Origin of the sequence: Mycobacterium sp. SMC-18 (assembly GCF_045310895.1) — a bacterium.
Lineage (GTDB): Bacteria > Actinomycetota > Actinomycetes > Mycobacteriales > Mycobacteriaceae > Mycobacterium.
The window spans coordinates 124,834-145,054 of record NZ_JBJIAL010000002.1 but is presented as its reverse complement, the minus strand read 5'-3'; the positions used below and the strand labels follow the sequence as shown (position 1 = coordinate 145,054).

At 69.6% G+C, this 20,221-nt stretch carries 16 protein-coding genes; 8 read left to right on the top strand and 8 right to left on the bottom strand.

The annotated features are described in order from the left end of the window. Nucleotides 1-50: 50 nt before the first annotated feature. From murJ to ACJH6J_RS02260, 3 genes are read right to left on the bottom strand one after another with little or no spacing between them, the layout of a single operon-like run. Nucleotides 51-3,473, bottom strand: coding sequence for a murein biosynthesis integral membrane protein MurJ (murJ, locus tag ACJH6J_RS02270; RefSeq protein ID WP_406803464.1), 3,423 nt, complete (start codon nt 3,471-3,473; stop codon nt 51-53). Continuing rightward, nucleotides 3,470-5,866: a hypothetical protein gene (locus tag ACJH6J_RS02265; protein WP_406803463.1), complete on the bottom strand. Its 2,397-nt coding sequence runs from the start codon at nt 5,864-5,866 to the stop codon at nt 3,470-3,472. The genes murJ and ACJH6J_RS02265 overlap by 4 nt, the downstream gene beginning before the upstream one ends. Further along, nucleotides 5,863-6,648: an NUDIX hydrolase gene (locus ACJH6J_RS02260; protein ID WP_212807793.1), complete on the bottom strand. Its 786-nt coding sequence runs from the start codon at nt 6,646-6,648 to the stop codon at nt 5,863-5,865. The genes ACJH6J_RS02265 and ACJH6J_RS02260 overlap by 4 nt, the downstream gene beginning before the upstream one ends. 123 nt (nt 6,649-6,771) lie before the next feature. Here ACJH6J_RS02260 and ACJH6J_RS02255 point away from each other — a divergent pair, with 123 nt between their 5' ends. Together ACJH6J_RS02255 and ACJH6J_RS02250 are read left to right on the top strand one after the other, a co-directional pair. Continuing rightward, nucleotides 6,772-8,238 (top strand): CCA tRNA nucleotidyltransferase, encoded by a 1,467-nt coding sequence (locus ACJH6J_RS02255; RefSeq protein ID WP_406803462.1) that lies wholly within the window; start codon nt 6,772-6,774, stop codon nt 8,236-8,238. An 18-nt stretch (nt 8,239-8,256) separates the two neighbouring features. Further along, a complete protein-coding gene (locus tag ACJH6J_RS02250; RefSeq protein WP_318985832.1) occupies nt 8,257-8,739 on the top strand; it encodes a pullulanase in 483 nt (160 codons plus the stop codon). 33 nt (nt 8,740-8,772) lie between these two features. Here ACJH6J_RS02250 and ACJH6J_RS02245 read toward each other — a convergent pair whose 3' ends face one another. Beyond that, nucleotides 8,773-9,555, bottom strand: a complete 783-nt coding sequence (locus tag ACJH6J_RS02245; RefSeq protein ID WP_406803461.1) for a TIGR03084 family metal-binding protein — start codon at nt 9,553-9,555, stop codon at nt 8,773-8,775. Nucleotides 9,556-9,768: 213 nt separating this feature from the next. On the opposite strand from ACJH6J_RS02245, the gene ACJH6J_RS02240 reads away from it, so the two are divergent. Both ACJH6J_RS02240 and ACJH6J_RS02235 read left to right on the top strand, forming a co-directional pair. Further along, nucleotides 9,769-10,050: a hypothetical protein gene (locus ACJH6J_RS02240; protein WP_406803460.1), complete on the top strand. Its 282-nt coding sequence runs from the start codon at nt 9,769-9,771 to the stop codon at nt 10,048-10,050. Nucleotides 10,051-10,163: 113 nt separating this feature from the next. Then, nucleotides 10,164-10,742, top strand: a complete 579-nt coding sequence (locus ACJH6J_RS02235) for a hypothetical protein (RefSeq protein WP_406803459.1) — start codon at nt 10,164-10,166, stop codon at nt 10,740-10,742. On the opposite strand, the gene ACJH6J_RS02230 is transcribed toward ACJH6J_RS02235, so the two are convergent. Further along, the gene (locus ACJH6J_RS02230; RefSeq protein WP_406803458.1) at nt 10,739-12,010 is read right to left on the bottom strand and encodes an MFS transporter; all 1,272 of its coding nucleotides are present in this window, start codon (nt 12,008-12,010) and stop codon (nt 10,739-10,741) included. The genes ACJH6J_RS02235 and ACJH6J_RS02230 overlap by 4 nt on opposite strands. Nucleotides 12,011-12,129: 119 nt before the next feature. Here ACJH6J_RS02230 and ACJH6J_RS02225 point away from each other — a divergent pair, with 119 nt between their 5' ends. Continuing rightward, nucleotides 12,130-12,750, top strand: a complete 621-nt coding sequence (locus tag ACJH6J_RS02225) for a YqgE/AlgH family protein (RefSeq protein ID WP_406803507.1) — start codon at nt 12,130-12,132, stop codon at nt 12,748-12,750. Nucleotides 12,751-12,807: 57 nt separating this feature from the next. Then, on the top strand, nt 12,808-13,563 hold the full coding sequence (locus tag ACJH6J_RS02220; RefSeq protein WP_406803506.1) for a MerR family transcriptional regulator: 756 nt from the start codon (nt 12,808-12,810) through the stop codon (nt 13,561-13,563). On the opposite strand, the gene ACJH6J_RS02215 is transcribed toward ACJH6J_RS02220, so the two are convergent. Next, nucleotides 13,560-13,916 carry a hypothetical protein gene (locus ACJH6J_RS02215; RefSeq protein ID WP_212807785.1) on the bottom strand — a complete coding sequence of 119 codons (357 nt, stop codon included), beginning with the start codon at nt 13,914-13,916 and terminating at the stop codon, nt 13,560-13,562. The two genes, ACJH6J_RS02220 and ACJH6J_RS02215, sit on opposite strands and share 4 nt — an antisense overlap. A gap of 49 nt (nt 13,917-13,965) precedes the next feature. After that, on the bottom strand, nt 13,966-15,012 hold the full coding sequence (locus ACJH6J_RS02210; RefSeq protein ID WP_406803457.1) for an LpqN/LpqT family lipoprotein: 1,047 nt from the start codon (nt 15,010-15,012) through the stop codon (nt 13,966-13,968). A gap of 195 nt (nt 15,013-15,207) precedes the next feature. Here ACJH6J_RS02210 and leuS point away from each other — a divergent pair, with 195 nt between their 5' ends. Then, nucleotides 15,208-18,090 carry a leucine--tRNA ligase gene (gene leuS, locus ACJH6J_RS02205; RefSeq protein ID WP_406803456.1) on the top strand — a complete coding sequence of 961 codons (2,883 nt, stop codon included), beginning with the start codon at nt 15,208-15,210 and terminating at the stop codon, nt 18,088-18,090. A gap of 67 nt (nt 18,091-18,157) precedes the next feature. On the opposite strand, the gene ACJH6J_RS02200 is transcribed toward leuS, so the two are convergent. Continuing rightward, nucleotides 18,158-18,823 (bottom strand): SDR family oxidoreductase, encoded by a 666-nt coding sequence (locus ACJH6J_RS02200; protein ID WP_293022380.1) that lies wholly within the window; start codon nt 18,821-18,823, stop codon nt 18,158-18,160. A 54-nt stretch (nt 18,824-18,877) separates the two neighbouring features. Here ACJH6J_RS02200 and ACJH6J_RS02195 point away from each other — a divergent pair, with 54 nt between their 5' ends. Continuing rightward, on the top strand, nt 18,878-20,218 hold the full coding sequence (locus ACJH6J_RS02195) for an amylo-alpha-1,6-glucosidase (protein ID WP_406803455.1): 1,341 nt from the start codon (nt 18,878-18,880) through the stop codon (nt 20,216-20,218). Nucleotides 20,219-20,221 lie beyond the last annotated feature (3 nt).

The window sequence follows — 20,221 nt, the reverse complement described above, 5'->3', positions numbered from 1 at the left end:
ACCGGAATCGTCCCGACCTGCACAGATGGCCCGTGGACCCTGTGGATAACTTACGCGGCAGCCTTTACGACCACGTTGGAGATGTCGGTCTTGCTCTTGCCGTCGACGGTCCCCAGCGTGGAGATCCAGATCAGCAGATGCTGCGTCGGCTGCGCGTTGCTGATCGTGATGGTGTTGGAGCCCGTCTTCATGGTCGCCGGTTGCGTCAGCACCGTCGTGGCGTCCAGTGAGGACGGGTTGGCGGTTTGCGCCGACCGGATCTGGATCGCGGTGCCGGTGCTGGTCAGGTTCAGGCTGACCGACGCGACCGTGGTCGCCTGGGGCAGGTTCAGCATGAGGCCTACGCCGCTCTTGAATCCGGGGAACGGCGTGGGATCGGTGTAGACGTCCGTCGACCATGCGTCACCGGGCGCGCCGGTGATGGCCTTGCCGGCGGTCTCGGGGGAGTCCGCGCCGCCGCCGGGCGAAAAGACCGTCACACCAACGGGTTTCACGACATTGCCGGGCGTCGGGGCACTGCTCGTGGTGGGGCGCTGGCTGTTGAGGCCGAGCTGCTGCTTGTCCAGGCCGCCGCCGACGTCGCCGAAGATGCCCTTGAGCACCGACGCCAGCACCAGCAGTGCCACGAGCAGGATGGCTCCACCGACACCTACCCCGATGAGCAGTGCCTTGCGCCGCTTGGCGGCCGCTTCGAGTTCCGCCGCGTCCTCGGATTCGGGGCCCTGCGAGCTGTCGACGGGCTCGAGCAGTTCGGTGGTGTCGGCGACGGTGGTGGCCTGCTGGAGCAGGTTCAACAGCGTTGGGGCCGAACGGATTCCGCCACCTTCCTGCACGGCCCGGGCGGCAGCGGCGGAGATCTGGAAGGGGATGGTCCCGTCGACCGCGCGGGGTTCGATGGGCTGGCCCGCGCTGTTCTGTGTCGCGGGCAGCATGCCGCTGAGCGCGCCGGCCTCGGGCAGCGGCCACCGGTTGATCAGCAGCGCGTACAGCGTGGCGCCGATGCCGCGGATGTCGTCCTCGGGTGTGGCCGACGGCAGAGTGCCGGGGAAGGCGAGCACCACGTCGCCCTCGATGCTGACCCGGATCCGGCCGGGATGATCGATCGACAACGCGACGCCGGCCCGGTGCGCGGATTCGGCAGTCGAGGCCAGGGACTGGATGGCGCGGGCCCCGCCCATCGGCGACGGATCCGTCGCGGCCACCTCGGCGAGCGAACCGCCGCGGATCCATTCGCTGACCACCAGGCCACCGTGGCCGAGTCGGGTGACGTCCAGGATCCGGGCCAGTCCCGGTCCCTCGATGTGGCTCAGTTTGCTTGTCCGGGTGAGGATTTCCTGGACCATCGATTGCGGGAGCGCGCCGTCGTGGTCGACGAATGTCAGCGCGACCTGGCGGTCGAGTGCGATGTCGAGCGCGTGCCAGAACTGCAGATCCGGGGGACCGCCGTGGAAGACGAGCAGGCGGTAGCGACCGTCGGCGACGACCGCGCCGGCCCGCAGGGCGACATCGTCGCTGCCGCCGCCTGACGTATCCGAGATGGGGGCGGATCCCTGGTCCGCGGGTGCGTCGGTCACCGCAAATCCTTTCCGAAGCCCGCCCGTGGTACCAGTGCCCCGGCTTGCCCCGCCAGTGGCGGACGCGCCGGGCCGCGGTGGTACCGGTGATGAAATGCCGTGTCCAGGGTACGGGACCGAGGTCCGCCGGGAGTCCGGTACAGCCGAGCTGACCTGGACTGCGGGGGTCGGTGCCGGGGCGCCGCGGCCCAGCCGGCGTTTCACGAAAGCCACTGCGGCCAGGGCGTCGGGCACCTTGGCTGCCACCAGCACCGTCACGATCACCGGGAGCATGATCACGCCGAGCAGAACCAGGCGCAGCAACGATCCGGCGGCGCCGCCGTGCTCGGTCAGCCGGTCGAATCCCAGCAGTTTGTCGGCGAGATAAGCGAGCAGGCCCGATCCCAGGGAGGCGCAGACGGTCACCAGAATGGTCCGGATCACCGGCAGCTCGATCATCCGGCCGCGCGGCGGCCGCAGTGCCGACCGCAGCAACACGTAGCCCACGGTCGCACCGGCCAGGAAGCCCAGGCCGTTGGCCAGGCCCAGGTAGCCGGCCACGAGCTCCCGATCGTCGGTCAGGTGCGGCGCGATCAGCGAGCCGACGATCTTCACCACGGTGATCACGACGATCAGGACGATCGGGATCCAGGGTTGCTCGCGGGCATAGAACACCCGAAGTTCCAGCAACAGCATGGAATACGGGATCAGGGTGAACGCCGACAGCGTGATGGCCATGCCGAGATAACCCGCGTCGGTGGCACCGAAGTTGCCATACGCGAACAGGGCGCTGCCGATGGCGGGGCCGCCGACGGTCATGAAGGCGACGATCGGGATCAGCGTCACCATGGTCAGCCGGGTGGCCAGCGAGAAGTCGGCGAGTACCGCGGGGTTGTCGTTCGCGGCGGCGTTGCGCGACAGCCGTGGCATCACCACGGTCAGCACCGTCACGCCGATCATGCCGAACGGCAACTGCAGCAGCAGCCAGGCGTAGTTGTAGATCGCCGGGCCGGATGCGGCTGCGTGGCTGGCGATCTCGTTGCCGACGATCAGCCCGATCTGGCTGATCAGGACGTACAGCATCATCGCGACGGCCATGGTGCCGAACTTCTTGAGCCGGTCGTCGATACCCCACAGCGGCCGCAGGTCGACGCGATGCTGGCGCAGCGAGTACAGCAGTATCCCGGCCTGGGCCACGACGCCGAGGGTGGTGCCGATGCCGAGCACGAGCAGCTTGGCGTTGCCCATCTCGACGGGGTCGATCGAGAGTTCGCCCGGGACAAGCACATACACGCACAGCGTGATGATCGCGACCACGTTGTTGAGCACCGGTGCCCACGCCGGCGGTCCGAACACGTTGCGGTTGTTCAGGATTGCCATGTAGACCGAGGTCAACCCGTAGAAGATGATCTGCGGCAGCAGCAGATACGCGAAGGCGGTGGTGAGCGGCTCGTTGACCTGTGGGTCGCTGCCCAGCATCAGCCGCACCAGCAGCGGTGCCGCCGCCACCGACAGCACCGTCGTCAGCAGCAGCAGCGCGGTGGCGAGCGTGACCAGCCGCCGCACGAATGCGGCGCCACCGTCGGCGTCGTCACGTTCGGCGCGGGCCAGCACCGGCACGAAGATCGCGGTGAAGGTCGCCTCGAGCACCAGGGCGGCCACCATGTTGGGCAGCTGGTTGGCGACGGTGAACGAACTGGACAGTGCCGCACCGAGGATCGCCGCGAGCAGCACGATCCGCAGGAACCCGGTGATGCGGCTGACCAGCGTGGCGAAGGCCATGCCCCAGGACCGGGAGACGACGGCGGCGTCGGACAGCTCGGCCCGCCGGGGCGGTGGAGCGGCGGCAGTGTTGGCCGCGGCGTTCGGGCGGGGTGGCGCGCCCAGCGGCCGTTGATTCGCTCGGCGAGCCTCGCTCATGTGTCCTCCGGCGCGTGGGCGATGGCGGTATCCAGGGGATCGGGCCGCAGCGGCCGCGAGTGGTGCGGGCGGTCGAGGTCGGCGCGGTCGGGTTGCCCGCGGAACCGGTGCCACAGCCGTCGGCCGGCCAGCAGGAACAACACCGCGCCGGCGGACAGGGTGATGAAGAACAGCACCTTGCCGTAGGCGTTGGAATGCACCGACAGCCGGACCGGTTCGCCGAGCGTCAGCCCGTTGACCGTGCGCAAGGAGACGTCGACCGCGACGCGCTGGGTGAAATGCACCTCGATCGGTACCCGCAGCGGCAGGTAGCCCGGCGGCAGTTCGATCTCACCCATGTCGGTGACGGTCATGCCCGGTGGCGCGTCGATGACCAGCCGCACGCGGATCGGCACGGGCAGGTCGTTGCGCAGGGCCAGGGGGAGGGGACTGCGTTCGGTCGCCAGCGTGTACGAGCCGCCGGGGTTGACGACGGTGACGCCGTGGAACAGGTCGTCCATCGTGCGCTGCGTGGTGCTGACGCGCTCCTGGGCCATGGCTTCGCGGACGGTCGGCGGCACCGACTGCGTCAGCGCCCGCAGCATGTCCTCCCGCAGCGGCGCCGTGTACTGGTCGCCCGTCAGACCCGTCTGGGTGTTGACGGTCAGCGCGGCGGTCAGGCCCCAGATTCGTTCCATGGTGGTCGAGATCTGGCTGGTGATGCCGTCGCCGTAGCGGGCCTTGGGGTTGCCGGTGCCGTTGTCCGGCGGGGTGGCCGTCTGCGTCGGCGGCAGCTCTTGTGCTTCGGCGATCACCGCGGGCATCGGGCGGGCGACGGCGAGGCCGGAGTGGATCGCCGTGGCGACCGACGTCAGGATCGCCTGGGCGTCGTCGGGCGTCACGTCCCACGCCAGCGGCGGCATCAGGATCTGGTTTCGCGGTTGGGCGTCGGGTTGCAGCCCACGCCACAGCACCGAGGCGATGGCGTCCTGGCGCCGTGCCACCTGCGAGTCGTGGTTGAGCGGTACCCGCAGTGAGGTGTCCAGGTATCCCGGCGAGATCGGGGTCCGGCCCGCGCCGGCCAGGGCCGCGGCGACGCACGGGTCGAACGGCGCCACGGTCACTTTGTCGCTGTAGCGGCGGGGCGCGGTGTCGGCGGGATTCGCGGCGTCGTCGGCGGTGATGGGCGCCGCGGCGATCGCGACGGTCGGATCGGGCTGCGCCGACAGCAGCCGCACCGCCGGGCCGGTGAGCGGGCCGTCGCCGACGACCGTCGCGCCGCGCAGGGACTGGATGCCGAGCAGCTGGTTGACGATGGGCCCGGCATCGGTGGTGGCGGTGGTGTTCAGGGCGGCGTCGCCGACGCGCTGCAGCGCGCGTAGGTCGGCCTGGGCGTACACCGTTGGGGTGACGCACACCCGTTGGGCGAGCTGCCGCAGCCGGTTGAGCCATTCGGTCGCGGCCTGCTGGCCGGTGCCCGGGTGGGTGGGTGAGTTGAGGCCGGCCTCCGGGTCGTCGGTCACGACGTAGCCGCCGCTCATCGCGTTGACGGTGATCAGCAGGTCGGGGTCGACGGCCAGGCACATCGCGCCGCGCATGAGGCCGCCGGGATCCACCTGGTCGTTGGTGGCGAAGTCCGCCGCGGCGAGCAGGGTGTCGAGGCGGCCGCCGTTGGCCAGGGAGGCGGCGAGGTCGTCGTCGGCGAGGCGGGCCGGTTCGGTGCGTCCGGGGACGCCGGCCGCCAGGTGCGGACGGTCGGCGAGCGGCCAGAGCAGAGTCAGTGCGACGGGATGTGCGGTGTCGGGTGGCACGACGGCGTCGATCGGCTGCTGGCCGGTGCCACTACCGCTGCCCGCAGCGGGCGGAGTGGCGGGTACGCCGAGCACCGGCAGCAGGAAGCGGGCGTCGTCGAGCCGGGCGGCCGACCCGTAGTCGGGTGTCCCGTTGACGTTGACGAGCAGCGGATACACACCCGGACGGTCGATGCCGAGGGCGGGATGGTCGGCCGAGCGCACCGGGTACGCGAGCCGGAACGGCACGCTCTGCCCGCGCGCGAGATCCTGCGACACCGTGGTGAAGTCGCCGACGGCGGAGAAGTCTGTCGGCTCCCCGGACAGCGTCGTCCGCAGCCCGGATGACGACGTCACCGCTGCCGCGTGCTCGAGGCGCACCATGACGTCGTGCACCGGGCGGTCACCGACATTGGTGACGGTGCCGCTGACCGTCACCACCGGCTCGCTCGTGGTGGTGACCACGTCGGGGGTGACGTGGTCGATGCGCAGTTGCAGGAACGTCGTCCCGCCCGGTTCGCCTGCCGACGAATGCGGCGTGATCGGGGCGGTGAGCAACAGCAACAGGGCGGTGACTGCCAGGACGCGCAGGAGAACTGTCGAGGCCGCCAACCTGACCTTCACGACCCGGGTCCGCAGCCGTTCGCGCGGCGGCCGGGTTGGGTATGGGCGGAGTCGTCGGTGCGATGGTTCCGCGTGCGGGAATGGGTCTGTGGGCGGCGGCGCGGCGCGGTGCGCGGCAGCGGCGGCAGGGCGCCCGGTCCATCGGTGTGCAGTTTGTCGATCAGTTCGCCGGCCACCTCGGCGAGCTTGCGCTCGTCGGCGTAGGCCAGGCGGGACGGCAGTTCCCGAAGCGGCACCCACGCCACTTCGGTGACCTCGACGTCGTCGTCGGAGAGTTCACCGCCCAGGAATCGCATCAGGTAATGGTGCACTGTCTTGTGCACGCGCCGGCCCTCGGTCACGAACCAGTAGTCGATGCTGCCGAGCGCGGCCAGCACGCTGCCCTGCAGTCCGGTCTCCTCGGCGACCTCACGGATGGCGGTCTGTTCGGCCGTCTCGCCGAGTTCGATGTGCCCCTTGGGCAGTGACCACAGCATGCGGCCGCGGCGGTCGATGCGGCCGATGAGTGCCGCCTTCTGGGTGTCTTTGGGGCCGTCGAGGCCGTCGATCACCAGCCCGCCGGCCGATGTCTCGTGGACGGTGCGCAGCCGGTCGTTGTTCGACTTGCGGGCGGCGGGAGTGGCGGGAGCCGCCGCCGGGGCCGCTTGTGCGGTGCCGTTGCGGGGCGCAGCGGCCGAATCGGTGTCGGTGCCCTGGGTGTTGTCGCTGGGCGGACCTGCCGAGCGTCGACCGCGACGTCGCCCGCGGCGTCGTCGTGGTTTGGCACGCTCGCCTTCCGACACCCAAGCGATAGTAGCTGCTCAGGTTGGGCGCTCTGTCCCCACTCGCCGGTCAGTGGCCCAGTTGTGACCGTGCCGCGATGGTCGGTACCAAACCGTGGGGTGGGCGCATTAGGCTCATCGGACGTGCCGAACGAAGCAAGTACCGATGCCGCGTTGCTGACCGCTGCCGCGGTCGCACTGAACAAGCATGCGGGTTTGCTCGTAGACCTCGGGCGCGTGTTCGCCGCGGCCGGTCACGACCTGTACCTGGTGGGCGGCAGTGTGCGCGACGCGCTGCTCGGCCGTGACCTGAACGACCTGGACTTCACCACCGACGCCCGTCCGGCCGAGTTGCAGAAGATGCTGCGCGGCTGGGCAGAAGCGTTGTGGGACACCGGGATCGAGTTCGGGACCATCGGGGCGGCCAAGTACGGGCAGCGCATCGAGATCACCACCTTCCGCGCCGACAGCTACGACCAGGTGTCCCGCAATCCCGAGGTGGTGTTCGGCGACCGGCTCGAGGACGACCTGGTGCGCCGGGACTTCACCGTGAACGCGATGGCCGTCCGGATCAACCCCGACCTGCCCGGCGGCATCGGTGAATTCCACGATCCGCTGGGCGGGCTCGCCGCGTTGGCGGACAAGGTGCTCGACACCCCGTCGGCGCCGCAGGTGTCCTTCGGTGACGATCCGCTGCGGATGTTGCGGGCCGCCCGCTTCGTCTCGCAACTGGGTTTCTCGGTGGCGCCGCGCGTGCTGGAGGCCCTCATCGAGATGGCGCCGCAGCTGGGCCGGATCACCGCGGAGCGCGTGGCCGCCGAGCTCGACAAGCTGATGCTCGGTGCCGACCCCATGGCCGGCGTCGACCTCATGGTGCAGACCGGGCTGGGCGATGTGGTGCTGCCCGAAGTCGGTGCCATGCGGATGGCCATCGACGAGCACCACCAGCACAAGGACGTCTACCACCACTCGCTGACGGTGCTGCGCCAGGCCATAGATCTGGAGGAGCCCGAGACCGGTCCCGACCTGGTGCTGCGCTGGGCCGCGCTGCTGCACGACATCGGCAAGCCCGACACCCGCCGCCACGAGCCCGACGGTGGCGTCAGCTTCCACCACCACGAGGTGGTCGGCGCGAAGATGACGCGCAAGCGCATGCGCGCGCTGAAGTACTCCAAGCAGATGGTCGACGACGTCTCGCAGCTGGTGTATCTGCACCTGCGGTTCCACGGCTACGCCGACGACAAGGGCACCGGCAAGTGGACGGACTCGGCGGTGCGGCGGTACGTCACCGACGCCGGGCCGCTGCTGAGCCGGCTGCACAAGCTGGTGCGCGCGGACTGCACCACCCGCAACCGTCGCCGGGCGGCGCGGTTGCAGGCCAACTACGACGGTCTCGAGCGGCGCATCGAGGAGCTGGCCGCGAAGGAGGATCTGGCGCGGGTGCGCCCGGACCTGGACGGCAACGAGATCATGACGCTGCTCGGCATCCCGGCCGGGCCGCAGGTCGGCGAGGCGTGGCGGTTCCTCAAGGAGCTCCGGCTGGACCGCGGCCCGCTGTCGCACGACGAGGCCGTCGCCGAATTGCAGAAATGGTGGAACGCCAGAGGCTGATCAGCCGTCCATTCAGGTATGGACTATTGCCTGAGTGACGGGGACGGGTCGGCGTCGTGGTGGCCGGGGGAGCCGGCGGTGGACGCCGACGGCGACGGCACGCTGGACGGTGTGCGGCTGGACGTGGACGGCGACGGATTGTTCGACGACGCGCTGGCCGACTTCGACGGGGACGGCCGGGCCGACCATGCCGTGATCGATGTCGACGGCGCGCGCAGGTCGTTCACCGACGACGGATCGGGTACCTGGGCGGTGGGGTCGGGGCTGCGGTGGTTCGGCCTGGACGGCACCGAGCAGAGCGGGGGAGCGGTCGTCGACTTCGACGGTGACGGTGCGGTCGACGACCGGCTGATCGACGCCGACGGCAACGGACTCGCGGACCGCGTGCTGGCCGGGCCGGTGGCGTACGCGGACACCGACGGCGACGGGCGGTGGGATGTGCAGCTGTCCGATACCGACGGCGATGGCGCGGCCGACTCGGCCGGCGCGATCCAGCGTTGACCCTGTCAGCGGCGCCGGGTCAACGGCGCGAACTCAGCCCCGGCCCGCTCCCGGCGGGCCGGCGAAGGCCTGGGCGATGGTCAGCCACTTCTGGGCGTCCTCGCCGACGGCCTTGACGTCGAGTTCGCGGAGCGGCCGCCGCTGGGTGACCAGCAGGCAGAAGTCCTCGGCCGAGCCCGTGACCCGCTGCGCGGCGTCGTCCGGACCCCAAGTCCACACCGAGCCGTCGGGCGCGGAAAGTTCCACGTGAAACACCTCGGCCGGCGGGGTCAGCTCGTGGAGCGTGAACGCGAAATCCCTTGTCCGAACGCCGATGTGCGCGATCGACTTGAGCCGGGCCGTCGGCTGACGCCGGACCCCGAGTGTGTCGGCGACGTCGGCGCCGTGCGCCCAGGTCTCCATCAGGCGTGCGCTCGCCATGGATGCGGCGCTCATCGGCGGGCCGAACCACGGCAGCTTGCGGCCGTCGGCGACACCTTCGAGCGCGTCGTGCAGCGTGTTCCGGGTCGCGCGCCACTGCGCCAGCATCTCCGCCGGCGGGGTCTGCGCGAGTTCTTCGGCCGCCACGTCGACGAAGCCGAGCGGGTTCTTCCACGCCTCGGTGAGCGTCGCGGCGAAGGCCTCCTCGTCGGTCACCGCCAGTACCGACACCTTGTCGGTCCACCACAGATGCGCGATCTGGTGGGCGATGGTCCAGCCCTCGGCCGGGGTCGCAGTGGCCCACTCGGCGGGTGGCAGGTCGGCGACCAGGCGGTCCAGGTCGTCACTTTCGGCACGCAGATCGGCGATGACACCGGCAGCAGCATTGGGGGCCATGGCAGCACCCTAGACGGTACCGCTGGTCCGACCTCGCCGGGCCGCTCCTCGCAGCGATCAAACAGGTCTCAACCAGGCAATCAACAGGAACTTGTCAGTTTCGGGAACTCCGCGGACGTTTGCCGCGACTATCCGAGCCGGAAGGTGCCAGCGCGGAACCGGTTGCGAACCGCGTCACCGTGCGCACGAATCGACTTGGAGGAGATAGGAATCATGCAATCGACCCGACTGGCGAGAGCAGCGATCGGCGGCTGTCTGGTGGCTGCGTGTCTGTTTGCTGTCACGCCGACCGCCCTCGTCGGGGCACATCCCGGGCACGACCACGGCGGTTCCAGCGACGGCGGAGGTTCGTCGGACAGCGGTGGTGCCAGCCGCGGCGGGTCCGCGGCAGGTGGCGCCGGCAAGAACAAGCGTGCCAAGTCGTCGTGCCCGGGCGGCGAGCTCCGGCAGGCAGCCAACGTCTGCGGATCGGCGGGTGCGGCCTCGGGTCGCTAATCGGCGTTCCGGCGCCGCCGCGATCGGCGCCAAGTTCGAGACGGCAAACCTGCGCGTCTTCAAGTGATTTCACCGGGCTTCGTCATGCCCGGATGGACTAGAGAGAGGCAAAAATGTCCGCAATCAACCGCTGCATACCGAATCTTGCCGGCGCCGCCGTGGTCGGCGCGTTGGTGGTGATCGGCTCACCCGGTGCCGGCGTGGCAAGTGCCCACGGCTACAGCACCGAATCCGGTGACGCGGTGGGCCGTCCGGGTTTGAAGAACCCGGCGCCGGAGTTACGGGCGGTGCAGGCCGTCGGTGACCGCGTCTTCAACCAGAGCACCCCTGCGAACCGGGCGCTGGACAACTCGGCCGTCGGCGCGTACTACCACGACCGGGTCGGGACCCCGAACTACGAGACGCCGACCCATGGCAGCAATGGCGACTACCAAACCCTCCTGAACAGCAACAAGGTGCTCGGCGGCGCGCCCGGCAAGATGTACGACTTCGCGCAGGCACACGGGGCGGACCTGCCCGATGAGGCGGACCTGGACGCTTCGGCCCTGCGCCGCCTGAGCGGCGCTCCGGCGTCGGAGCACCACACGCACGCGGTGTCGGTGTCGGGGCACACCGCGGCGGCGACCGTGACATCGAGCAAGTGCGGCAAAGCCGTTGGCGCGACGTCGATCAGCGCACAGGGCAGCTGCTAGGAGCGCTTGCCCAGCGTCGCGTGCAGGGCCAGGCCCACGAGGTAGACGACGGTGCCGGCGGCCATCAGGGCCGAGGACTTGCCGTCGTCCGGGATCACCGCCGCCGATGCCGTGATCGCGACGATGAACGCCATCCAGAACAGCGCGTCCTGGACCGCGAACACGTGGCCGCGCAGGGCGTCGTCGACGTCGAGCTGCATCGCCGAGTCGGCGCACAACTTGACCACCTGCCCGGCCGTGCCCAGCACCAGACTGCAGGCGATCAATACCGGTATCTGCAGACCGACGCCGGCGAGTTGAACGACGGCCGCAATGGCGAGGGCTCCGTTGGCGGTCGCGTAGCGACCCCAGCGGCGCACCGCCGTCGGCATGACGACATTGCCGAGGAACGACCCGAGGCCCGCGGCAGCGACGAACACAACGGTCACCGCGAACCCGGCGACGTGTTCGCCGCCGCCGTGCCGGACGATCACCAGCACCATCAGGGTGTTGATGCCGAACACCATCCGGTGCGCCGCCAGACCGGTCAGGGTCGCGGTCACGGTCGGCACGTTCGCCACCGACCGCAGGCCGTAGACCCAGCCGGTGATGACGGCGTAGGCGACCGAACCGTGGACCGCACGGGCGCTGTCGTCAGGTCCGAGGAGGTGGCGGTGGAAGCGCACCGACAGCCACAGCGCCACCGCGACGGCCAGCGCCGCCAACCAGATCACCACGGCCGAGCTGGTGTCGCCCGCACCCAGCAGCCATCGGGGCAGCAGCATCACGTTGGCGCCGACGAACGCCGAGACGGCGCCGCACGCGGTGGCCACCGAGTTCATCGACACGACGTGTTCGGTGGGCACGACGTGCGGCAGTGCGGCCGACAGCCCGGACGAGACGAAGCGGGTGAAGCCGTTGACGATCAACGCGCCGAACAGGATCCACTGGTCGGTCGCGGCGTTGGCCAGCAGCGCGCCGACGCAGATCATCACCAGCAGCCGGCCGAGGTTGGCGGCGATGAGCACCTGCCGGCGGTCCCAGCGGTCGAGCAGCGCGCCGGCAAACGGACCCAGCAGCGAGTACGGCAGGTACAGCGCGGCGAAGGCGCCGGCGATGGCCAACGGGGTGGCCTGGCGTTCCGGACTGAACAGCAGGCCGCCCACCAGGCCGGCCTGGAAGAGTCCGTCACCGAATTGGCTGACCGCGCGCAGTTCCAGCAGCCGGCGGAAGTCCGGTAGGGCCTGCACCGCATGCAGGACGACGTGGTGGGGACGGCTGGCGGTCACTGGGATGTTCGTGTCCTGAATTTGGGAGTGCCGGGCGTGGTTGAAGCGACCCGCTCCACAGTACAAATATCCCGGCGGGCCGTGTGCGTTGGTCACGGCGACGGCTCCCAAGTGCCATGATGGAGGGCGTGGCGCAGTCAGAGGAACCGGAGGATTACCGCGATTTCGCTCCCGCCTCGCATGGGATTCGGGCGGGGACACTGCTGCTCGCCAACACCGACCTGCTGGAGCCGACGTTCCGGCGCAGCGTCATCTACATCGTCGAGCACAACTCCGGTGGCACGCTCGGCGTCGTCCTGAACCGGCCCAGCGAGACGGCCGTCTACAACGTGCTGCCGCAGTGGGCGAAGCTCGCGAAGAAGCCCAAGTCGATGTTCATCGGCGGTCCGGTGAAGCGCGATTCCGCGCTGTGCCTGGCGACCCTGAAGGTCGGCGTCGATGTGTCGTCGGTGCCCGGCCTGCGGCATGTGCAGGGCCGTATCGCGATGGTCGACCTGGACGCCGATCCCGACGAGATCGAACGTGCCGTCGAGGGCGTCCGGATCTACGCCGGCTACTCGGGGTGGTCGGTCGGTCAGCTCGACGGTGAGATCGAGCGCGACGACTGGATCGTACTGTCGGCGTTGCCGTCGGACGTCCTCGTGGGACCGCGGGTGGATCTGTGGTCGCGGGTGCTACGACGTCAGCCGATGCCCATGGCGATGTTGGCGACGCACCCGATCGACGTGAGCCGTAACTGACTTGACCCTCACGCGACGTCAGGCGCCAGTCTGGTCGACGTGACGCAGGAGATGCGGGTGGACGGGCTCACCGTGGGCGAGGTCGCGGAGCGGTTTGGCATCACGGTCCGGACGCTCCACCACTATGACCAGATCGGGTTGCTGACTCCGAGTCGGCGTTCGGTGTCGGGCTACCGGCTTTACGCGCCGGCGGACCTGACGCGGTTGTCCCAGATCATCGTCTACCGCCGGCTCGAGCTGTCTCTCGACGAGATCGAGAGTCTGCTGGCCGACGGCGACGAGGTCAGCCATCTGGTCCGCCAGCGCGAACGCGTCATGTCCCGGCTCGATGAGATGACCAAGCTCGTCGAGGCAATCGACCAGGCATTGGAGAAAGCAATGGCGAACAAGCCCATGACCGACGACGACATGCGCGAACTTTTCGGTGACAGCTTCGACGACTACCAGGCGGAGGCCGAGCAGAAGTGGGGCGAGACCGCGGAGTGGAAGGAATCGCAGCGCCGCGCGAAGTCCTACGGCAAGGACGACTGGATTCAGATCAAGTCCGAGGGCGAAGCCGTGGAAAAGGCCTTCGCCGACGCGTTCCGGGCCGGCCTGCCCGCTGACTCCGAAGAAGCGATGGATGCGGCCGAGAAGCACCGGCTCCACGTGAACCGCTGGTTCTACGACTGTCCGCCGGAGTTCCACCGGAATCTCGGCGACATGTACGTGAGTGACCCGAGATATGTCGCCAACTACGACGAGTCATTCGGGTTGCCGGGGCTGGCGGCCTTCTGTCGCGACGCGATCCACGCGAACGCGGACCGGAGCTAGCTGCAGGACAGCGTGCAGCTGGCGCAGCTGCCGGCGCAGCCGTCACCGGCGGGCGCGTTGTCCCGGGCCATCATGGCGGCCCCGGCCTTGGCGCCCTGGTAGCAGCCGGCCGCGAAGGTGCCGACGGCGCCGATGACGCACACCATCAGGACCATCACCCCGGTGCTGCGCGGCGCGACGAGCGCGACGACACCACCGGCGGCGAGCATCGCGGCCGTCGCGAGTTGGATCGGTGCCACCGAGCGCAGCACGCGCGGCACGGTATCGGTCGAGGGGGGCCGGCTCAGCGACCAGGCGCCGACGCCCGCGGTCACCACGGCCGCGCACAGGCACAGCACGGCGGCGATCAGCATGCGTCTCAGGATAGGGGCGGCCGGGCGGCCGCTCCAAACCGGCGACCGGTCAGCGGCCCAGCCCGGGGATCGACGCGGTAAGCGGTACCGCTCCGGCGGTGTGCGCCGGGACGGCGGCCGGTGCGGGAACCATCGGCGCCGCCGGAGCCGGGACGGGTGCCGGTGCGACGGGCGCGGCAGCGGGTGCCGGTGCTGCGGGAACGGCAGCGGGTGCGGGTGCCGCGGCGGGCGCACCCGGCGCGCTGACCTTGAACCCGTTGACGATGGCGTCGGTGGCATTGCCGGACGCGACGGTCACCTGCGCACTCGTGGTCACCGACAGCGTCACCAGGTAGCGGTCTGTGCCCGACGTCGCGATGACGTGCCGCCTGGAGGTGTTCAGCGTCAGGTTGTTCTCGCGGTAGGTGCCCTCGATGATCGACGACGGCATGCCATAGAAATCGGCCATCGAACCGTCGGTGGACCGCCACGCGACCTGCTGCTGGCTGTCGATGAAGCCGTGGCTGATGGCTTCGCGCGGGTCGAAGTCGCCGACCAGCTTGTAGACCTGCAGCGCGGCGTTCGAGGTGTAGAGGCCGTCGCCGCCGACGCGGTCGGCGATCACGGCGAACGCGTCGGGCACGTTCGGGTCGGGCACCGCGGCCCAGCCCGGCGGCACCGGCAGGACGATGTTCAGCGCGGTGAAGCCGGCGGCCGTCTGCCGCTGCATGGCGACGTTGTGGGCGCGGAAGAACTCGGCGATGGTGCCCGAGGCAGCCGGGGCGATGGCGGGTGTGGGCGCCGGCGCCGGGGCGACGACCGGCTGCGCCACTGCGGGCTGGGGAAGCGTGGCCGGCTGGGGAAGTGTCGCCGGCTGGGGTACGCCCGCGGGCTGACCTGCGGGGATGAACGCGGGTCCGGCCGGCTGGGCGGCAGCTACCGGCGCCGGGGCGGCCTGCACCGTGACCGTCTGGGTCACCGTGGCCGGTGCCGGGACGACGGGTTGGGGCGGCAGGGGATCGGCGGATGCGGTGTTGCCTGCGAAGCCGACGACGCCCGCCAGGCCCGCGGCGACACCTCCTGCCAGAAGCCGCCAGTGGCGGGCGTTCTCGAACATGTGGCGTCGGTCCTTCCGCTTCACTTCTGTCTCACGCGTTGCACTGGAGCCGACTGTAGGTAGGTGTGTGCAGTGCCCACCAGATCCGGCGCGCACCTGCAACCGTGCTCTGACCGCACTGCAACGGAACCGAGACCAACGCCGATCGGCTGGCGTGATGCAGGTCGCGCCGGGGGTGTTGACTACCCTGTGCACGTGAGCGATTCCCCGAATGCGCAGGCAGACGTGCGTCCCGAGGCCGCCGTGGCCGTTGACGCCGACAGCCCGCAGCACCGTTACACGGCCGAACTGGCCGGCCGCATCGAGGCCGACTGGCAGCAGGTGTGGACGGACCGCGGCACCTTCAACGTGCCGAACCCCGTCGGCTCGCTCGCACCCACCGACGGCTCGCCGGTGCCCGCGGACAAGATGTTCGTGCAGGACATGTTCCCGTACCCCTCCGGCGACGGCCTGCACGTCGGGCACCCGCTCGGCTACATCGCCACCGACGTGTACGCCCGCTACTTCCGCATGACCGGCCGCAACGTCCTGCACGCCCTGGGCTTCGACGCCTTCGGTCTGCCCGCCGAGCAGTACGCGGTCCAGACGGGCACGCACCCGCGCACCCGGACCGAGGCCAACATCGTCAACTTCCGGCGGCAGCTCGGACGGTTGGGCCTGGGCCACGACGCGCGCCGCAGCTTCGCCACCACCGACACCGACTTCTACAAGTGGACGCAGTGGATCTTCCTGCAGATCTACAACGCCTGGTTCGACGCGGCGCAGCAGAAGGCCCGGCCCGTCGCCGAGTTGATCGCCGAATTCGATTCCGGCGCACGGACTCTCGACGACGGCCGGGACTGGTCGGCGCTGACGGCCGCCGAACGTGCCGAGGTCGTCGACTCCTATCGCCTGGTCTACCGCTCCGACTCGATGGTCAACTGGTGCCCGGGTCTGGGCACCGTGCTGGCGAACGAAGAGGTCACCTCCGACGGCCGCAGCGAACGCGGCAACTTCCCGGTGTTCCGGAAGCGGTTGCGGCAGTGGATGATGCGCATCACCGCGTACTCCGACCGGCTGCTCGAGGACCTGGACGTGCTGGACTGGCCCGACAAGGTCAAGGCCATGCAGCGCAACTGGATCGGCCGGTCCGTCGGTGCGGAGGTGCTGTTCTCCGCCGGGGTCGCCGACATCGAGGTCTTCACCACCCGCCCGGACACCCTGTTCGGTGCCACCTATCTGGTGCTGGCCCCCGAGCATGACCTGGTCGATTCGCTGCTGGCCGATTCCTGGCCCGCCGGCGTCGATGAGCGGTGGACCTACGGTGCGGCCACGCCGGCCGAGGCGGTCGCCGCCTACCGCGCCGCGATCGCCGCGAAGTCCGACCTGGAGCGCCAGGAGAACAAGACCAAGACCGGTGTTTTCACCGGCGCCTACGCCACCAATCCGGTGAACGGCCAACAGGTTCCGATCTTCATCGCCGACTACGTGCTGGCCGGTTACGGCACCGGCGCCATCATGGCGGTGCCCGGCCACGACCAGCGTGACTGGGAGTTCGCGACGGCATTCGGCCTGCCCATCGTGGAAGTCATTGCCGGCGGCGATCTTTCGGAGTCCGCGTACACGGGCGACGGCGCGGTGGTCAATTCCGATTACCTGAACGGCCTGAACGTGGCCGACGCCAAGGCCGCCGTCACCGAGAAGCTGGTCGCGGACGGCCGCGGTCAGGCCCGCGTCGAATTCAAATTGCGGGACTGGCTTTTCGCGCGCCAGCGGTACTGGGGCGAGCCGTTCCCGATCGTCTACGACGCCGACGGCCGGGCCCACCCGCTGCCGGATTCGGCACTGCCCGTGGAACTTCCGGACGTGCCCGACTACTCGCCGGTGCTGTTCGACCCGGACAACGCTGACAGCGAGCCGTCGCCGCCGCTGAACAAGGCCACCGAGTGGGTGCACGTCGACCTCGATCTGGGCGACGGGCTGCAGCCCTACACCCGCGACACCAACGTCATGCCGCAGTGGGCCGGCAGCTCCTGGTACGAGCTGCGCTACGCCGACCCGCACAACTCGGAAGAGTTCTGCGCCAAGGAGAACGAGGCCTACTGGATGGGCCCGCGGCCCGAGATCCACGGCGCCGGTGATCCCGGTGGCGTCGACCTCTACGTCGGCGGTGTCGAGCATGCCGTGCTGCACCTGCTGTACTCGCGGTTCTGGCACAAGGTGCTGTTCGACCTCGGCCATGTGTCGTCGCGCGAACCGTACCGGCGCCTCGTCAACCAGGGTTACATCCAGGCGTTCGCGTACACCGACTCCCGCGGCACCTACGTGCCGGCGGCCGAAGTCGTTGAGCGCGAAGGCAAGTTCTTCTGGACCGGCCCGGACGGCGAGATCGAGGTCAACCAGGAGTTCGGCAAGATCGGCAAGAGCCTGAAGAACTCCGTCTCGCCCGACGAGATCTGCGAGGAATACGGCGCCGACACCCTGCGCGTCTACGAGATGTCGATGGGCCCGTTGGAGGCGTCGCGGCCGTGGGCGACCAAGGACGTCGTCGGTGCGCACCGGTTCCTGCAGCGCGTGTGGCGCGTCGTCGTCGACGAAACCACCGGTGAGCCAAGGGTTTCCGATGACGCGCTGTCCGAGGAGACGCTCAAGCTGCTGCACCGGACCATCGCCGGCGTCAACGAGGACTACGCCGCGCTGCGCAACAACACTGCCGCCGCCAAGCTCATCGAGTACACCAACCACCTGACCAAGGAGGGCGTCACCGCCCGCGCCGCGGTCGAGCCGCTGGTGTTGATGGTCGCGCCGCTGGCGCCGCACCTGGCCGAGGAGTTGTGGCGCCGCCTGGGCAGCGAGAAGTCGCTGGCGCACGGCCCGTTCCCGGTCGCCGACGAGCGCTACCTGGTCGACGACACCGTCGAGTACCCGGTCCAGGTCAACGGCAAGGTGCGCGGCAAGATCGTCGTCGCCGCCGATGCCGACAAGGCCACGCTGGAAGCCGCGGCCCTCGCCGACGACAAGGTGCAGGCCTTCCTTGCCGGCGCCACGCCCAAGAAGGTCATCGTGGTGCCCGGCCGGCTGGTCAACATCGTCGCCTGACCAACCAGGGATTTGTGCACGATTTTTCGCGCTGACCGCGGAAAATCGTGCACAAATCCCTCAGGAATCAGCGGGGGCGGATGATCACCTCGTGCTGGTGGGCGTCGTCCGGGGTGGCCACGATCTGCGCGATCACCTGCGCCACGGTCGAGGGCTTCAGGAACCGCGCCGGGTCGTAGTCACCGCCCTCGTAGGCCACCAGGTTCCACTGCATGTCGGTGTCGATCCTGCCGGGGTACACCGTCGTCACCCGCAGCGACGGTTCGTCGGCGCGCAGGGCATCGGCGAAGCCGCGCAGCGCGAACTTGCTGGCCGTGTACGACGCCAGGCCGGGGGACGGGCTCCGGCCGGCACCGGAGTTAACGAAGATCACCTGGCCGCGGGCCGCCCGCAACGCCGGCAGCAGCGGCAGCGTAAGACCCACGGCGCCAAGCACATTCACTTCCATGGTGGCCCGCCACTCCTCTATGGAGGACTCGCCGACCCGGCCCGGGTATGCCACGCCGGCGTTGTGGACCAGAACATCGAGCGCGTCGATCGGCTCGACCGTCGCTTCGACGCCCTCGTAGTCGGTGAGGTCCATGGGCCACGTGGTCGCGCCCAGTCGCTCGGCCACGGCGTCGAGTTCGGCCGTCGGGCGGCCGGCCAGGAACAGCGTGTGGGTCGGCGCGAGGGCTTCGGCGATGGCCATTCCGAGGCCCCGGGAAGCGCCCGTGATCATTGCGGTCGGCATGGCGTGAGCCTACCGATCAGCGAATCCCCGGGCCGCGACGCACAATAGAGGGCGATGCCACCCGACCACAGCTTCGCGCCAACCCAGCTCTCGGCCCGCGCCGCCTATCTGCTGCGCGGTAACGACCTGGGCGTCATGACGACGGCCGCGCCGTTGCTGTACCCGCACATGTGGAGCTGGGATGCCGCGTTCGTGTCGATCGGCCTGGCGTCGCTGACGGTCGAGCGCGCTGTCGTCGAGCTGGACACGCTGCTGTCGGCCCAATGGGCCAACGGCATGATCCCGCACATCGTGTTCGCCAACGGCGTCGACGGCTACTTCCCCGGGCCGGCGCGGTGGGAGACCTCTTCCCTCGCGGTCAACGCGCCGCGCAACCGGGATACCTCCGGCATCACGCAGCCGCCCGTGCATGCCATTGCGGTGCAACGGATTCTGGATCACGCCCGCACCCGTGGGCGTTCCACCCGCGTGGTCGCCGAGGCGTTCCTGGACCGCCGGTGGGACGACCTGGTGCGTTGGCACCGCTGGCTGGCCGAGGCCCGCGATCCCCAGGAGCACGGCCGGGTGACGCTGTACCACGGCTGGGAGTCCGGCATGGACAACTCACCGCGGTGGGACAGCGCGTACGCCAACGTGATTCCGGGTGCGGTGCCCGAGTATCAGCGTGAGGACAACGCGATCATCACCGACACCAGCCAGCGGCCGTCGGACGTCGAGTACGACCGGTACCTGTGGCTGCTGGAGGAGATGAAGTCCGTCCGGTATGACGACACGCTGCTGCCGAAGGTCATGAGCTTCCAGGTCGAGGACGTGTTCGTCTCGGCCATCCTGTCGGTGGCGTGTACGGTCCTGGCCGAGATCGGCGAGGACTACAAACGGCCGAATTCGGATGTGCGCGAACTCTATTCGTGGGCCGAGCGGTTCCGGCAAGGCGTGGTGGCGACCGCCGACGAGCGCACCGGCGCCGCGCGGGACTTCGATCTGCGGGCCGGTAAGTGGGTGCAGAGTGAGACCGTGGCGCAGTTCGCGCCGTTGCTGTGCGGGGGTCTGCCGCATGACCGCGAACGGGCGCTGCTGCGCCTCCTGGAGGGTCCCCGGTTCTGCGCGCACCCGGATCTCAAGTACCCGCTGATTCCGTCGACGTCACCGGTGTCCCGCGATTTCCGCCCGCGCGAGTACTGGCGCGGCCCGGTGTGGCCGGTGATGACGTGGCTCTTCTCGTGGTGTTTCGCACGGCGGGGCTGGTCCGAGCGCGCGTCGATCCTGCGGCGGGAAGGCCTGCGGCAGGCCAGCGACGGTACGTTCGCCGAATACTACGAACCGTTCACCGGGGAACCGCTCGGCAGCATGCAACAGTCATGGACCGCGGCCGCGGTGCTCGACTGGCTGGGGTGACCC

Excerpts from the sequence above, each read along its gene's own strand:
- ACJH6J_RS02195 (WP_406803455.1), top strand. The coding sequence starts at position 18,878 with ATGCCACCCGACCACAGCTTCGCGCCAACCCAGCTCTCGGCCCGCGCC.
- ACJH6J_RS02235 (WP_406803459.1), top strand. The coding sequence starts at position 10,164 with ATGTCCGCAATCAACCGCTGCATACCGAATCTTGCCGGCGCCGCCGTG.
- ACJH6J_RS02245 (WP_406803461.1), bottom strand. The coding sequence starts at position 9,555 with ATGGCCCCCAATGCTGCTGCCGGTGTCATCGCCGATCTGCGTGCCGAA.
- ACJH6J_RS02240 (WP_406803460.1), top strand. The coding sequence starts at position 9,769 with ATGCAATCGACCCGACTGGCGAGAGCAGCGATCGGCGGCTGTCTGGTG.
- ACJH6J_RS02225 (WP_406803507.1), top strand. The coding sequence starts at position 12,130 with ATGGAGGGCGTGGCGCAGTCAGAGGAACCGGAGGATTACCGCGATTTC.
- ACJH6J_RS02210 (WP_406803457.1), bottom strand. The coding sequence starts at position 15,012 with ATGTTCGAGAACGCCCGCCACTGGCGGCTTCTGGCAGGAGGTGTCGCC.
- murJ (WP_406803464.1), bottom strand. The coding sequence starts at position 3,473 with ATGAGCGAGGCTCGCCGAGCGAATCAACGGCCGCTGGGCGCGCCACCC.
- ACJH6J_RS02215 (WP_212807785.1), bottom strand. The coding sequence starts at position 13,916 with ATGCTGATCGCCGCCGTGCTGTGCCTGTGCGCGGCCGTGGTGACCGCG.
- ACJH6J_RS02200 (WP_293022380.1), bottom strand. The coding sequence starts at position 18,823 with ATGCCGACCGCAATGATCACGGGCGCTTCCCGGGGCCTCGGAATGGCC.
- ACJH6J_RS02250 (WP_318985832.1), top strand. The coding sequence starts at position 8,257 with ATGGACTATTGCCTGAGTGACGGGGACGGGTCGGCGTCGTGGTGGCCG.